The following is a 14985-nucleotide window of genomic DNA, read 5'->3' on the forward strand; positions in this document are numbered from 1 at the left end:
CAACTGTTCGCCATGTCTGTAAGTGCCGGATGGCGCTGGCGCTATCCGGCCTACGGAACTTTGTTTTGCAAGCCCGGTAAGCGCATGCGCCACCGGGCACTTGTGTTAAGACGATTTACGTACGCGCAAATACCATTCGCACAGTAAACGCACCTGTTTACGCGTGTAGCCTTTTTCCATCATACGGTCGACGAAATCGTCGTGTTTTTTCTGCTCGTCAGTCGAGGTTTTAGCATTGAACGAAATGACCGGCAGCAGCTCCTCGGTATTGGAGAACATTTTCTTCTCAATAACCGTGCGCAGTTTTTCGTAACTGGTCCAGTTTGGATTGCGACCGCTGTTATTCGCTCTGGCACGCAGAACAAAGTTGACGATCTCGTTACGGAAATCTTTCGGGTTACTGATACCCGCCGGTTTTTCAATTTTCTCCAGTTCTGAGTTCAGTGACTCGCGGTCAAACAGCTGACCGGTATCCGGGTCGCGATACTCCTGATCCTGAATCCAGAAATCCGCATAAGTGACATAACGGTCGAAAATGTTCTGTCCGTATTCGGAATAGGATTCGAGATAAGCCGTCTGGATCTCTTTGCCGATGAATTCAGCATATTTCGGGATCAAATAGCCTTTCAGGAACTCAAGATAACGCTCAGCTTGCTCCTGCGGGAACTGTTCACGTTCGATTTGCTGCTCCAGTACGTAAAACAGATGTACCGGGTTAGCAGCCACTTCGGCATGGTCAAAGTTAAAGACGCGAGAGAGGATCTTAAACGCGAAACGCGTGGACAGACCGTTCATACCCTCATCGACCCCGGCGTAATCCCGATACTCCTGATAGGATTTCGCTTTTGGATCGGTATCTTTCAGACTTTCTCCATCGTAAACGCGCATCTTCGAGTAAATGCTTGAGTTCTCAGGTTCTTTCAGGCGAGAAAGAATGGTAAAGCGAGAGAGCGTTTCCAGCGTGCCCGGTGCGCAAGGCGCATGGGTCAGCTCACTGTGGTTAAGCAGTTTTTCGTAAATTTTGATCTCTTCAGAGATACGCAGGCAATAAGGCACTTTGACGATGTAAACACGGTCAAGGAACGCCTCATTATTTTTGTTATTACGGAATGTTACCCATTCGGACTCGTTCGAGTGGGCAAGAATAATCCCGTTAAACGGCAGGGCAGAGATACCTTCTGTCCCGTTGTAGTTTCCTTCCTGGGTGGCGGTCAGCAGAGGATGCAGCACTTTAATCGGTGCTTTAAACATCTCAACGAACTCCATAATCCCCTGGTTTGAGCGGCACAGTGCACCCGAATAACCGTAGGCATCAGGATCGTTCTGGGCGTGGTGTTCGAGTTTACGAATATCCACTTTCCCGACCAGCGCAGAAATATCCTGGTTGTTTTCATCACCAGGCTCCGTTTTGGCGATTGCGATCTGCTCCAGAATAGACGGCCAGACTTTGACGACGCGGAATTTTGTAATGTCCCCGCCAAAATCGTGCAGACGTTTCGCAGCCCAGGGCGACATGATCGTACCGAGATAGCGACGCGGGATCCCATACTCTTTTTCCAGGATCTGCGCGTCTTCCTGCGGATTAAACAGGCATAACGGATGATCGTTGACCGGGCTACGTTCGCCATTGGCACTCAGGACATAAATCGGTACTCTCTGCATCAGCGACTTCAGCCGCTCAGCAAGAGATGATTTCCCCCCTCCCACAGGCCCCAGCAGATACAGAATCTGCTTCTTCTCTTCCAGACCCTGAGCCGCATGTTTCAAATAAGAAACAATTTGCTCAATGGCGTCTTCCATGCCGTAAAACTCTTCAAAGGCGGGATAGCGTGCAATTACCCGATTCGAAAAGAGTCGAGATAGTCGAGGTTCGTGGGCAGTGTCGACCATGACAGGCTCACCAATAGCCATTAATAGCCGCTCTGCCGCGTTGGCATAAGCACTGCGATCTTGCCGACAAGTGGTAAGAAACTCCTGCAGCGTGAACTCTTCGTCCTTGGCAGCTTCATAACGCTGGCGATAGTGATCGAATATATTCATGGTATGCCGTCCTTTCGTTTTTTAGCACATGTTAAGAGCCGTTCATATGAATAGTAGAGGCCCCTGAAGAGGTAAACTGAACGACGTCGCTGCTGAAGAAATAAGCAACTCTCATGCCATTTTAGTGGTCAGGAGATCAACGTATTCGGTGATACACCTTCTAAAATTAAGCGTAGATGGCATTTGCAAAACTTGCCTGTGTGCGCAAATGAATTTCAATGGCATATCAATAACTCATCAGCAAAAAAAGCACATCTTATGTAAAGAATTGGAGCGGGATTCATGCGGTGTTCATCGTCCTGCAAGCAAAATGTCATCACTCGCTGAGAAATTAGGGGGTTACATTCTGGGGCGAATACGTAAAATAGTTGGGCTGAAGCGTATTGGCGGTTACACTTTGACCGCTACACATTTGAATAAGGAATTATGGATTGTGACCAAACTCAAACTTCTGGCACTTGGCGTCCTTGCCGCAACCGCAGTTAGCACCGCACAGGCGGAAAGTCAGTGGACTGTTGGCGCGGGTGTCGGCGTGATTAACAGCCCGTACAAACAGTATGACCGCGATGTTTACCCTGTTCCGGTTGTCACCTATGAAGGCGATAATGTCTGGTTCCACGGCTTGGGTGGCGGTTACTATTTGTGGAATGACACGACAGATAAGCTTTCCATCATGGCGTACTATGATCCGACACACTTCAAGCCGGGTGATAGCGATAGCCATGCTTTGCGCCAACTCGACAAGCGTAAAAGCAGCTTGATGGCTGGCCTCTCGTATGTACATAACACCCAGTATGGTTTCCTGCGTACTGCACTGGCGGGGGATACTCTGGATAACAGCAACGGCTTTATCTGGGATCTGGCCTGGCTCTACCGTTACACCAATGGTGGGCTGACTCTGACGCCGGGTATCGGTGTGCAGTACAGCAGCGAAAACTACAACGACTATTATTATGGCGTGTCCAATCACGAGTCTCGCCGCAGTGGTCTGAAAAGCTACAACGCTGACGATGGATGGGATCCGTACATGGAGTTGACCGCGAGCTATAACTTCCTTGGCAACTGGAACGTATACGGCACTGGCCGTTATGTGCGTTTGAGTGATGAAGTGAAAGACAGCCCGATGGTCGATAAGTCCTGGTCTGGCATCGTCTCGGTGGGTGTAACCTACAAGTTCTGATGCTACTGCGCGTCAAACACTAGCCCGCATCAGTGCGGGCTTTTTTGTGCGCTACTGATATGAATATTGATCTAAAACATGAGATTTCATCTTTTGTGCTGATTTGACATTCTGTCAGGCTACAACGAATTTTTAACGTATTATTCCTGTCGCTGTTACGAAAAATAAACCTCTCATTTTACTAGCCTGGTATCTATTATTTTTTTGCATGAGGTAATATCGCCATGCCTTAATGATTTATTGTTCTGGATTGTCGTTTTCTGGGGTCATAATTTATTGATAATACGGTATTTTATTGTGTCGCGATACGCGAGTTATTTATTCTCAAGTGGCGTAAAGATAACTGATAACTATTTTGGCTTATTTTGAATGTTAACTTTCAGGTGAAGAAAATAAAAATTAATCATTTGTTTTTATTTTACATCCTTTAGGTATTTGTCTGAAAAAATTAAAATTGACATTAAATATCCTATTGCCGATATTCATTAAACTTTAAAAGTAGTGATAGCAACTCTCGTGGTAAGGCCTTAAATATGCCATGGGGATATCTTGAGTAAAACCTGGTATAAATAATGAAAAAGTTAATCATGATAGCTGTGATGGGCGGGATCCTGGCTGGATGCACCAGCGAGGCTTCACGCATGAGTGCATGCGAAAGTAAAGGGATCAGCCGCGATGCCTGCTACATCGCCGAACAAAACCGTCAGGCGACAATCAATGCCGCGGCTGAAAAACAGGCCCTGGAAAACGCGCAAAATCTGTATAGCTCTGATGGCACCCATTCCGACCATCACCACAAACACGATAAATACTAAGGTTTAACTCATGAAGAAATTGATTATTATCGCTGCGCTGGTGGCTTCATCTGCTGCGCCTGCTTATGCTATCAGCGAAGCATATCGTCAGCAATTACAGCATGAACACAAAACTCAGGTCAGCGATGCTAATGCCCCGGTGCACGCCAGCAAAACCACACCCGTGCATGTGAATAAACTGGGCGTGGACTTTAAACGTGGTGCTGATGGTATTGCATATATTAATGGCAGCCCTGCGGCAAACGATGAAAACAATGCGGATGCACAATCCTACAGTGCGGGTTTGATTTCCGTCATCGTCTATAAAAATGGAAAAATTAACGCCATGAAAGAAGGTAAATATTTAGGTCGGTTGAAATAAGCGCTGTACAGCTATAATTATTCATTATTTCGGCCCGGGACTGCATCAGAGCCTGGGCCTTTTACTTTAATCGCATCAACGGGCGACACGCCAATCCATGATGGTGCAATTTGTGCACCCTAACAGGACACATGCACGTTGTTTTGCTTTACTGTGGTGCATTAACACAGGAGGGTGCGATGACAGCGAAACAGGTGACGTTTACAAACCAGGTATCGCTTCCTGCTATTGGGCAGGGAACATGGTACATGGGCGAGGATCCAAGCCGACGCCGGGATGAAGTGTCTGCGCTGCAGGCCGGACTGGATCTCGGCCTGCGATTGATTGATACCGCAGAAATGTACGCTGATGGTGCAGCGGAAGAGGTGGTGGGTGAAGCATTAACGGGACGGCGTGATAGCGCTTTTTTAGTCTCGAAAGTTTACCCATGGAATGCCGGTGGACAGAACGCCATTGCCGCCTGCGAAGCGAGCCTGCGTCGACTGAAAACTGATTATCTGGATCTCTATTTGCTGCACTGGATGGGCGATTTTTCATTTGCAGAGACCATCGATGCCATGGAAACACTGATTGCGCAGGGGAAAATCCGCCGTTGGGGCGTCTCAAATCTCGATTATGATGATATGCAGGCGTTATGGCAGGTTCCCGGTGGACGGGAGTGCGCAACTAACCAGGTGCTTTATCATTTAGCCTCGCGCGGTATTGAATATGATTTACTGCCGTGGTGCCAGCAGCAGCAGATGCCGGTCATGGCATACAGTCCGCTGGCCCAGGCGGGACGACTGCGTGGCGATTTGCTTTCTAACTCTGTGGTGAATGACATCGCGCACGCGCACAATGTTAGCGCTGCGCAGATTTTGCTGGCATGGGTGATTCATCAGTCGGGTGTAATAGCCATTCCGAAAGCCGCAAGCGTAGCGCATGTCGAACAAAATGCCGCCGCGCTGGATATAACGCTCTCTGTAGATGAGTTGAAGCAGTTAGATAAGACGTATCCGGCGCCAAACGGTAAAACCGCGCTGGATATGGCCTGATTTGCCAAATGCCGATGTTCCCGCAGCTTATCAGGCCTACGGCTGCGTGTAGTTTGTAGGCCGGATAAGGCGTTGGCAGCATCTAGGCATGGTGCGCGGAACTGCCTGATGCGCTGTGCTTATCAGGCCTACGGCTGTATGTAGTTTGTAGGCCGGATAAGGCATTAGCCGCATCCGGCATGGTGCGCGGAACTGCCTGATGCGCTGAGCTTATCAGGCCTGCGGCTGCGTGTAGTTTGTAGGCCGGATAAGGCGTCAGCCGCATCCGGCATGGTGCGCGGAACTGCCTGATGCGCTGAGCTTATCAGGCCTGCGGCTGTATGTAGTTTGTCGGCCGGATAAGGCGTTAGCCGCATCCGGCATGGTGCGCGGAACTGCCTGATGGCGCAGCGCTTATCAGACCTACGGCTGTATGTAGTTTGTAGGCCGGATAAGGCATTAGCCGCATCCGGCACGGTGCGCGGAACTGCCTGAGGGCGCAGTGCTTATCAGACCTGCGGCTGCGTGTAGTTTGTAGGCCGGATAAGGCGTCAGCCGCATCCGGCATGGTGCGCGGAACTGCCTGATGGCGCTGTGCTTATCAGGCCTGCGGCTGTATGTAGTTTGTAGGCCGGATAAGGCGTCAGCCGCATCCGACATGGTGCGTGGAACTGCCTGATGGCGCTGTGCTTATCAGGCCTGCGGCTGTATGTAGTTTGTAGGCCGGATAAGGCGTCAGCCGCATCCGACATGGTGCGTGGAACTGCCTGATGGCGCTGTGCTTATCAGGCCTGCGGCTGTATGTAGTTTGTAGGCCGGATAAGGCGTTAGCCGCATCCGGCATGGTGCGTGGAACTGCCTGAGGGCGCAGTGCTTATCAGACCTGCGGCTGCGTGTAGTTTGTAGGCCGGATAAGGCGTTAGCCGCATCCGGCATGGTGCGCAGAGCTGTGTTAGCGTTTAGCTACACGAATAGTCTGCGCGAGGCGAGATGGTTTTTCTTCGGTGGTTTTCTGCGGAGCGGTCGCGTAAGCCGTTTCTACACAAACAAACGTTTTGTAGCCATCATCCGGCATGTCGCCCATGCTGACGGACAGCGCCGGGCCAGGGTTCCAGCCCACGACATTCAGATGGTGGTGGTGGACAACATCTATATTGCGATTCAACGCATCATCATGAATCACGCTGCACGCTTCCGGATTCAGATAGACACGATCGGTGCGGTCCGGGAAGGTCTGGATACCATCAGCCAGCACATCTTCTTTAGCATCATTCACTTTATCGATCAGGCGATCGCCAAGACCACTGACTTTCACTGCCGCAATGTCACCAACGTTGAAATAGGTATGCAGTGCCGAGGTGGTTTCAAACTCACCATGAGCTTCCAGCTCCATTTCACAGGTGGCTCCCACTTTGAAGCGAGCCAGCAGACAGAACTCGTGCGACCAAAGCTGACGCGTTTCAGCGTTGCTCTGCAGTTCAAACGTCAGCACCACGCCATTGTCGTCTTCGTTGTGCGCTTTCAGCGTCCATGGCAGGTTGCGGGCAAAACCATGCGAGGGCAGGCCCTCCTTAGCAGCCGGACCAAACCACGGCCAGCAAATTGGTACGCCGCCACGCAGCGCTACGCCGGTTTTAAACGGGGTATTATTACTTAACCACAGGACTTCCTCTTCACCATTTGGTTTCCAGGAAAGAAGATGTGCGCCCTGCAGCGCGAAAGAAGCTTTAACCTGTGGGTGATCGACAACAAGAACCTCAAGCTCATCAAGCTGACGGCGGGAGAGGACAGGGGTAATTTGTTCGATTACCGGAAGTGCAAAAATTTTATTAATCATTACGCAATCCTTTCTTCAGGCAAAAAAAAGAGCGACCGGAGTCGCTCTTACAGATTACTGTTTCATCTCAACTTATTTGGAGATGTGAGCAATCAGGTCCAGAACTTTGTTGGAGTAGCCGGTTTCGTTGTCGTACCAGGATACCAGTTTCACGAAGTTGTCGTTCAGTGCGATACCAGCTTTAGCATCGAACACGGAAGTGCAAACTTCACCGTTGAAATCGGTAGATACTACGTCGTCTTCGGTGTAACCCAGAACGCCTTTCATCGGGCCTTCGGAAGCAGCTTTGATTGCTTTCTTAATTTCTTCGTAAGAAGCAGCTTTTTCCAGACGAACGGTCAGGTCAACAACGGATACGTTCGGGGTAGGAACGCGGAACGCCATACCAGTCAGTTTGCCGTTCAGTTCTGGCAGTACTTTACCTACAGCTTTAGCTGCACCGGTAGAGGACGGGATGATGTTCTGGGATGCGCCGCGGCCGCCGCGCCAGTCTTTGTGAGACGGGCCATCAACGGTTTTCTGAGTAGCGGTGGTCGCGTGAACAGTAGTCATCAGACCTTCGATGATGCCGAAGTTGTCGTTGATAACTTTAGCCAGCGGAGCCAGGCAGTTAGTGGTGCAGGAAGCGTTAGAAACGATGTCCTGACCTTCGTATTTGTCAAAGTTAGCGCCTTTAACAAACATCGGAGTGTTATCTTTGGACGGACCAGTCAGAACCACTTTTTTCGCGCCAGCAGTGATGTGCTTACGAGCGGTTTCATCTGTCAGGAACAGGCCAGTAGCTTCAGCTACTACGTCAACACCAACTTCGTCCCATTTCAGGTTAGCCGGATCACGTTCAGCGGTAACACGGATTTTTTTACCGTTTACGATCAGATGACCGTCTTTCACTTCAACGGTACCGTTGAAACGGCCGTGAGTGGAGTCATATTTCAGCATGTAAGCCATGTAGTCAGCGTCTAACAGGTCGTTGATTGCAACGATCTCGATGTCAGAGCGTTCTTGAGCAGCACGGAAAACAATGCGACCGATACGGCCAAAACCGTTGATACCTACTTTGATAGTCATATATTCCACCAGCTATTTGTTAGTGAATAAAAGGTTGCCTGTAAAATTACAAAAACCTTACGCAGCGTCAAGCGGAATCGTGTCAATCATTGCGACAAATCAATCTGCTGCCTAAGCTTTGCGCAACTGACTCGCCTCACTCTTCCATTGGGCTTGAAACCACATGGGGTCGGCGGCCCGAATTTTAAAGGGCAATCAAGATAAAAACGTGATTTTGATCACGAATTGCAGGCTGCCATTTCGCAAGGATCAAGTTTAGAACAAAAGTTCGCACTCCGGTGTTAATGTTTTGTTAGAATCTGTCTCGCGATGTGAGTTTAGATAAAGCGAGATGTGAGCAAATGGCTAATCAACCTTCTCCAGAAGAACTGAAAAAAAATTTAACCGAAATGCAGTTCTACGTAACGCAGAATCACGGGACAGAACCGCCATTTACCGGACGTTTGCTACATAACAAACGTGACGGCATCTACCACTGTTTGATCTGCGACAATCCGCTATTTCGTTCCGAGACAAAATATGACTCTGGCTGCGGCTGGCCCAGCTTTTACGAGCCTGTCAGCGATGAGGCTATCCGTTACATAAAAGATACGTCACACGGCATGCAGCGTATTGAAATCCGCTGCGGAAACTGTGATGCACACCTGGGACACGTCTTCCCGGATGGTCCGAAACCTACCGGTGAACGGTACTGCGTTAACTCAGCGTCTTTGAACTTCACCGATGGTGAAAACGGTGAGCAAACCAAGGGTTGAAGAAACGATTCAGCAAATTATTCTACGGAGAGTGGATTTAACATGAATCTTGATGAGATGATCAACAGCATGACGCCGGAAGTTTATCAGCGCTTATCGACTGCCGTTGAACTCGGAAAATGGCCGGATGGCGTAGCGCTAACGGTAGAACAAAAAGAGAATAGCTTACAGCTGGTGATGTTATGGCAGGCGCGAAACAATATTGACGCGCAGCATATGACGATTGATACCAACGGTGAGATGGTGATGAAGAACAAGCAGCAGTTGAAGGTTGAGTTTGGTATTACGCCAGAACCGATTGCGACGTTTAAATCCTGATTACCCAGGCCCGGCAAACATCTGTGTCGGGCCTGCAGTTGATGTTATTTCTTGTTCATCATCGCCTTCAGATCGGCGAACGGGTTGTATTTCGCTTCGCCTACGGCCTTTTGCGCATCTTCTCCTGCAACCACCGTTGAACCATACTGGTCCGCTTCCGTATATTTGGAATGCTCGTGATCGTGGCAGTACAGGCACAACATTTCCCAGTTGCTACCATCTTCCGGGTTATTCGAGTGATCGTGATCGATATGGTGTACCGTCAACTCGCGCAAATTTGAATACACGAACTCACGGGAACAGCGTCCGCAGACCCAGGGAAAGAGTTTAAGCGCCTTTTCCCGGTAACCGACTTCCAGACGGGCGTAATTTTTAGGGATAAAAGCCATAAAGCTCATGCCTCCAGTAGAAATGAAGAGCTGCGCCAAAAGCTGGCGCAGCAGAATGCGCTAATCATAACCTATTGTGTCAGGCGTTGGGATCAGTGTTTGATGCCTAATGAATCGGCTAACTGCTTCGCCAACTGATTATTGTCATCCGCGCCATACTCCCAGAACATAGCGCCTGCCAACCCTTTGCTTTTGATGTAGTCGGCTTTGATCGCCACCGAACGCGGGTTTTCATAGGAGAGGGCAAAGAGTTTTTTTCCATCCGCAGATTGTACCGACAGCCACGGCACTTTCGCTTCATCATCCCAATGTTGGCTAAAGCGTTTTTGCGGATCGTTGATCAACTTCGCCACGATATCGTTGTACTTCACGTAGGTGTCTTTGCTCAGGTCGACGCCCAGTGATTTGAACAACTCAATTTGAGCTGACTCGAAATAGGGCTGGGTAGCCGGGTTTTTCTGCGCGTCAGGTTTGCTCCAGTCAATACCTGGCTCAACGGCGCGTTTTGGTACCCGTCCATAAAAACCAATGCCCAGATTCATTTGACTCGGTTTCAGACCGGCGGCGAGATAGTTATTGACCACAAAATCGGCGCTGTACTTATCCGCCGCGGCGACCGTTGGCCATTGCGTCGAATCATACAGGTTCGAGTTGAAATACTGGGTGCCGTAAGCCATGTCGTAGGTCATCAGGTTGATGTAGTCGAGCGATGGTGCAATGGCTTTTACATCCACCCAGCTTTTCGGACTTTCTGCATTTGCGCCCACGGCGATGGTCAGCAGTTTTTTATGCCCCAATGCGGCGCGCAGTTCTGTTAGCAGCGCGGTGAAGTTAGCGCGGTCAGTCGGTTGGCTTTCGACCAGTCCCCAGGCACCGTTAACTGGATATTCCCAGTCGAGGTCGATGCCATCCAGACCATATTTCGCAATTATCTCCTGCGCAGACTGAATAAACACCGCACGCGTTTCTTTCGTTGCTGCCGCGCCAGAGAATCCACGCGCTCCCCAACCACCGACGGAAAGCAACACTTTCAGGTTTGGATTTTGTTTACGCAGCTGTGGAATTTTCAGCAAATCATCCTGCACTTTCTGTGAAAGCCAAATCTGATGCAGTTTGCTGGCGTCTTTTAAGGCGTCATTGGTCTCGTCTTTTTCGTTGTTATAGACAAGGCCAAACGAATAGTTGAGATGGGTTATCTGGCGAACATCCAGTTTATTGATGTCGCCACCGGGACCGGCAGTGACGTCGCCGCCGCCATTAAAGTAGCCAACTGACATCAGTGAACTGGCGGAAACAACGCTGGCGCAGAGCAGGGGTAATGCTGCCAACAAAGGCAATAGTTTCATCGGTGTTCCTCTTTGACATTTAAACAAGCAAACACGGCACGGAAATGGCGTGGCGAAAAAAACAGCACCCGCAGGTTAACAGTTTCATAACAGGAAAAATGCGAAGGGGTTCACGCCATTTTAGCGAAGCGGCAGCCACGTTCACTTGGGTTTCAGTTCATCTTTGCATTTATTTGTGATCTTGGTTGTGAAATACAGATCAAAATCTGTGTTTTAAAGATTTGGTGTTGACCTCAAAAATTATATGGATAAGTATGATGGTCACTGATGCAAAACTAAACACAAAGGAAAATTCCATGAAAGCACTGGCGAGATTTGGCAAGGCCTTTGGCGGCTACAAGATGATTGATGTTCCGGAACCGGTATGTGGTCCGGATGACGTTGTGATTGAAATTAAGGCTGCTGCTATCTGCGGCGCTGACATGAAACACTACAATGTCGACAGTGGATCCGACCAGTTTAATTCGATTCGTGGTCATGAATTTGCGGGTCAAATTGTGCAGGTTGGCGACAAGGTTAAGGACTGGAAGGTGGGACAGCGAGTTGTGTCTGACAACAGCGGGCACGTTTGCGGCGTTTGTCCGGCCTGTGAACAGGGCGATTTTCTTTGTTGTACAGAAAAGGTGAATTTAGGTCTGGACAACAATACTTGGGGCGGTGGGTTTTCTAAATATTGTCTGGTCCCTGGGGAAATCCTCAAAATTCACCGCCATGCTCTGTGGGAAATCCCGGCAGGGGTAGATTATGAAGAGGCGGCTGTACTGGATCCTATCTGCAATGCCTACAAATCTATCGCTCAGCAATCCAAATTTCTTCCAGGCCAGGATGTGGTGGTCTTTGGTACCGGTCCGTTAGGACTCTTTTCTGTTCAAATGGCGCGCATTATGGGGGCCGTTAATATTGTGATGGTCGGGCTGGAAGAGGATGTTGCCGTACGCTTCCCGATCGCCAAAGAGCTGGGCGCGACAGCTGTCGTTAACGGTTCGACCGAAGATGTGGTTGCACGCTGCCAGGAAATCTGCGGTAAAGACAATCTGGGGCTGGTCATCGAATGCTCTGGTGCCAATATCGCCCTTAAACAATCAATCGAAATGCTGCGCCCGAATGGTGAAGTCGTTCGCGTCGGTATGGGCTTTAAACCTCTCGATTTCTCCATCAACGACATCACCGCGTGGAATAAAAGCATCATTGGCCATATGGCCTACGATTCCACATCCTGGCGCAACGCTATACGCCTGCTGGCCAGCGGCGCGATCAAAGTTAAACCGATGATTACTCACCGTATCGGCTTGTCGCAATGGCGCGAAGGGTTTGACGCCATGGTCGATAAAACCGCGATTAAGGTCATTATGACCTATGACTTTGATGAATAATCCCATTTATTAAAGGAAGGTTCCCGGATGGAACAGATAGCAAAACCGCACTGCGGCGCCAGGCTGGACAGGCTGCCTGACTGTCGCTGGCACTCATCGATGTTTGCCATGGTCGCCTTTGGATTACTGGTCTGCTGGAGTAATGCCGTCGGCGGATTAATTCTCGCGCAGTTAAAAGAACTTGGCTGGACCGATAATTCCACCACCGCCACGTTTTCCGCCATTACGACGGCGGGAATGTTTCTCGGCGCGCTCGGCGGCGGAATCATAGGCGATAAAATCGGGCGTAAAAATGCGTTTATCCTGTATGAAGCGATTCATATTATTGCCATGGTCATTGGGGCATTCTCACCGAATATGACCTTCCTGATCGCCTGCCGTTTTGTCATGGGGGTTGGATTAGGCGCGCTGCTGGTGACTCTGTTTGCCGGGTTCACCGAATATATGCCCGGCAGGAATCGCGGCACCTGGTCAAGCCGGGTCTCGTTTATCGGTAACTGGTCTTATCCGCTCTGTTCGCTGATCGCGATGGGATTGACGCCGTTAATCAGCGCCGAATGGAACTGGCGCGTGCAGTTGCTGATCCCGGCCGTACTGTCGCTGGTGGCGACCGTTATTGCCTGGCGTAGTTTCCCGGAGTCGCCTCGTTGGCTGGAATCCCGCGGACGCTACGCCGAAGCTGAAAAGGTGATGCGGGCCATTGAAGAAGGGGTTGTTCAGCAGACCGGCAAGCCGCTGCCGCCTGTGGTAATTGAAGATGACGGCAAAGCCCCGCGCACGGTTCCTTATTCGGCCTTATTAACGGGTGTGTTACTGAAGCGCGTTATTTTAGGTTCCTTTGTCCTGATTGCCATGAACGTTGTGCAGTACACCTTAATTAACTGGCTGCCGACCATATTTATGACTCAGGGGATTAACCTGAAAGACTCGATTGTCTTAAATACCATGAGCATGTTCGGTGCGCCGTTTGGGATTTTTATCGCCATGCTGGTGATGGATAAAATTCCCAGAAAGACCATGGGGGTGGGCTTATTAGTATTAATCGCCGTGCTGGGATATATCTATTCACTGCAAACCAGCATGCTGCTGATTACGCTAATTGGCTTCTTCCTGATTACCTTTGTCTATATGTATGTTTGTTATGCCTCTGCGGTATATGTCCCGGAAATATGGCCGACCGAAGCAAAACTTCGCGGTTCTGGTCTGGCGAATGCGGTAGGGCGTATCAGCGGTATCGCCGCGCCTTATGCGGTGGCGGTGTTGCTTAACGGTTATGGCGTAACGGGGGTGTTTGTCCTGCTGGGTGCGGTCTCCATTATTGTCGCTGTCGCCATTGCTACCATCGGAATTGAAACCAAAGGCGTCTCTGTCGAAAGTCTCGGTATTGATGCAGTTACCAGCAAATAATATTGATGGGGAAATAAAATGAAAAATTCAAAAGCGATATTAAAAACGCCGGGCACGATGAAAATTATTGCCGCCGATATCCCGGTACCCAAAGAGCATGAAGTACTGATCAAAATTGAATACGTAGGAATTTGCGGTTCAGATGTTCACGGTTTCGAATCAGGTCCCTTTATTCCGCCAAAAGACCCAAACCAGGAAATTGGCCTCGGACATGAATGTGCCGGTACGGTGGTGGCGGTAGGAAATCGCGTCAGTAAATTTAAACCGGGCGATCGGGTGAACATTGAACCCGGCGTGCCGTGTGGTCACTGCCGCTACTGTCTGGAGGGCAAATACAACATCTGTCCTGATGTCGACTTTATGGCCACGCAGCCTAATTATCGCGGCGCGCTAACCCACTATCTGTGCCATCCGGAGAGCTTCACTTACAAGCTGCCCGATAACATGGACACCATGGAAGGCGCGCTGGTAGAGCCTGCGGCGGTAGGGATGCATGCCGCAATGCTGGCAGACGTTAAACCGGGCAAGAAAATCGTCATTCTGGGGGCGGGCTGTATTGGTTTAATGACCCTGCAAGCCTGTAAATGTTTGGGGGCTACCGACATCGCCGTTGTTGATGTTCTGGAAAAACGTCTGGCCATGGCCGAGCAGCTTGGTGCGACGACGGTGATCAACGGAGCGAAAGAGGACACCGTTGCCCGCTGTCAGCAGTTCTCCGGCGATATGGGAGCTGACATTGTTTTTGAAACTGCCGGCTCGGCGATCACCGTTAAGCAGGCTCCGTACCTGGTGATGCGCGGCGGGAAAATCATGATCGTTGGGACGGTTCCCGGTGATTCGGCGATTAATTTCCTCAAAATTAACCGTGAAGTCTCCATTCAGACCGTTTTCCGCTACGCCAACCGCTATCCGGTCACTATTGAAGCCATTTCCTCCGGGCGTTTCGATGTCAAGTCGATGGTGACGCATATTTATGATTATGAAGATGTTCAGCGCGCGTTTGATGAGTCAGTTAACAACAAATGCGAAATTATCAAAGGTGTTATTAAAGTTAACCATTAATTTATTGAAAAGGGAGAGACA

At 49.8% G+C, this 14985-nt stretch carries 14 protein-coding genes; 9 read left to right on the forward strand and 5 right to left on the reverse strand.

Annotated elements, in window-relative coordinates; all coding sequences use genetic code 11:
• Positions 1–105: 105 nt before the first annotated feature.
• Complete coding sequence (gene yeaG, locus OGX86_RS05775) at positions 106–2040, reverse strand: protein kinase YeaG (RefSeq protein WP_003030707.1); 1935 nt, start codon at positions 2038–2040, stop codon at positions 106–108.
• A 433-nt stretch (positions 2041–2473) separates the two neighbouring features.
• On the opposite strand from yeaG, the gene OGX86_RS05780 reads away from it, so the two are divergent.
• The 4 genes from OGX86_RS05780 (at position 2474) to OGX86_RS05795 (ending at position 5430) form a co-directional block, all read left to right on the forward strand.
• The gene (locus OGX86_RS05780) at positions 2474–3220 is read left to right on the forward strand and encodes a MipA/OmpV family protein (RefSeq protein WP_286639541.1); all 747 of its coding nucleotides are present in this window, start codon (positions 2474–2476) and stop codon (positions 3218–3220) included.
• 572 nt (positions 3221–3792) lie between these two features.
• On the forward strand, positions 3793–4035 hold the full coding sequence (locus OGX86_RS05785) for a hypothetical protein (RefSeq protein ID WP_048214371.1): 243 nt from the start codon (positions 3793–3795) through the stop codon (positions 4033–4035).
• 10 nt (positions 4036–4045) lie between these two features.
• On the forward strand, positions 4046–4396 hold the full coding sequence (locus OGX86_RS05790) for a hypothetical protein (protein ID WP_048226808.1): 351 nt from the start codon (positions 4046–4048) through the stop codon (positions 4394–4396).
• Positions 4397–4575: 179 nt separating this feature from the next.
• Positions 4576–5430 (forward strand): aldo/keto reductase, encoded by an 855-nt coding sequence (locus OGX86_RS05795; RefSeq protein ID WP_128316700.1) that lies wholly within the window; start codon positions 4576–4578, stop codon positions 5428–5430.
• 931 nt (positions 5431–6361) lie between these two features.
• Here OGX86_RS05795 and OGX86_RS05800 read toward each other — a convergent pair.
• Positions 6362–7246: a D-hexose-6-phosphate mutarotase gene (locus OGX86_RS05800; RefSeq protein ID WP_048226806.1), complete on the reverse strand. Its 885-nt coding sequence runs from the start codon at positions 7244–7246 to the stop codon at positions 6362–6364.
• Positions 7247–7318: 72 nt separating this feature from the next.
• Positions 7319–8314 carry a glyceraldehyde-3-phosphate dehydrogenase gene (gene gapA, locus OGX86_RS05805; RefSeq protein ID WP_003030697.1) on the reverse strand — a complete coding sequence of 332 codons (996 nt, stop codon included), beginning with the start codon at positions 8312–8314 and terminating at the stop codon, positions 7319–7321.
• Positions 8315–8655: 341 nt separating this feature from the next.
• On the opposite strand from gapA, the gene msrB reads away from it, so the two are divergent.
• Together msrB and OGX86_RS05815 are read left to right on the forward strand one after the other, a co-directional pair.
• The gene (gene msrB / locus OGX86_RS05810; RefSeq protein ID WP_003832475.1) at positions 8656–9069 is read left to right on the forward strand and encodes a peptide-methionine (R)-S-oxide reductase MsrB; all 414 of its coding nucleotides are present in this window, start codon (positions 8656–8658) and stop codon (positions 9067–9069) included.
• Between the two features lie 42 nt (positions 9070–9111).
• Positions 9112–9387 carry a YeaC family protein gene (locus OGX86_RS05815; RefSeq protein ID WP_286639544.1) on the forward strand — a complete coding sequence of 92 codons (276 nt, stop codon included), beginning with the start codon at positions 9112–9114 and terminating at the stop codon, positions 9385–9387.
• A gap of 44 nt (positions 9388–9431) precedes the next feature.
• Here OGX86_RS05815 and yajD read toward each other — a convergent pair whose 3' ends face one another.
• Complete coding sequence (gene yajD, locus OGX86_RS05820) at positions 9432–9776, reverse strand: HNH nuclease YajD (RefSeq protein WP_003832478.1); 345 nt, start codon at positions 9774–9776, stop codon at positions 9432–9434.
• 92 nt (positions 9777–9868) lie between these two features.
• On the reverse strand, positions 9869–11122 hold the full coding sequence (chiD, locus tag OGX86_RS05825; RefSeq protein WP_136391776.1) for a chitinase ChiD: 1254 nt from the start codon (positions 11120–11122) through the stop codon (positions 9869–9871).
• A 296-nt stretch (positions 11123–11418) separates the two neighbouring features.
• Here chiD and OGX86_RS05830 point away from each other — a divergent pair, with 296 nt between their 5' ends.
• From OGX86_RS05830 to OGX86_RS05840, 3 genes are read left to right on the forward strand one after another with little or no spacing between them, the layout of a single operon-like run.
• Positions 11419–12495: a zinc-binding dehydrogenase gene (locus OGX86_RS05830; protein WP_286639547.1), complete on the forward strand. Its 1077-nt coding sequence runs from the start codon at positions 11419–11421 to the stop codon at positions 12493–12495.
• Between the two features lie 27 nt (positions 12496–12522).
• Complete coding sequence (locus tag OGX86_RS05835) at positions 12523–13902, forward strand: MFS transporter (protein ID WP_286639550.1); 1380 nt, start codon at positions 12523–12525, stop codon at positions 13900–13902.
• Between the two features lie 18 nt (positions 13903–13920).
• A complete protein-coding gene (locus OGX86_RS05840) occupies positions 13921–14964 on the forward strand; it encodes an NAD(P)-dependent alcohol dehydrogenase (protein ID WP_149608243.1) in 1044 nt (347 codons plus the stop codon).
• Positions 14965–14985: the final 21 nt, after the last annotated feature.

This window comes from Citrobacter sp. Cpo040 (genome assembly GCF_030332915.1).
Taxonomy (GTDB): Bacteria; Pseudomonadota; Gammaproteobacteria; order Enterobacterales; family Enterobacteriaceae; genus Citrobacter; species Citrobacter portucalensis.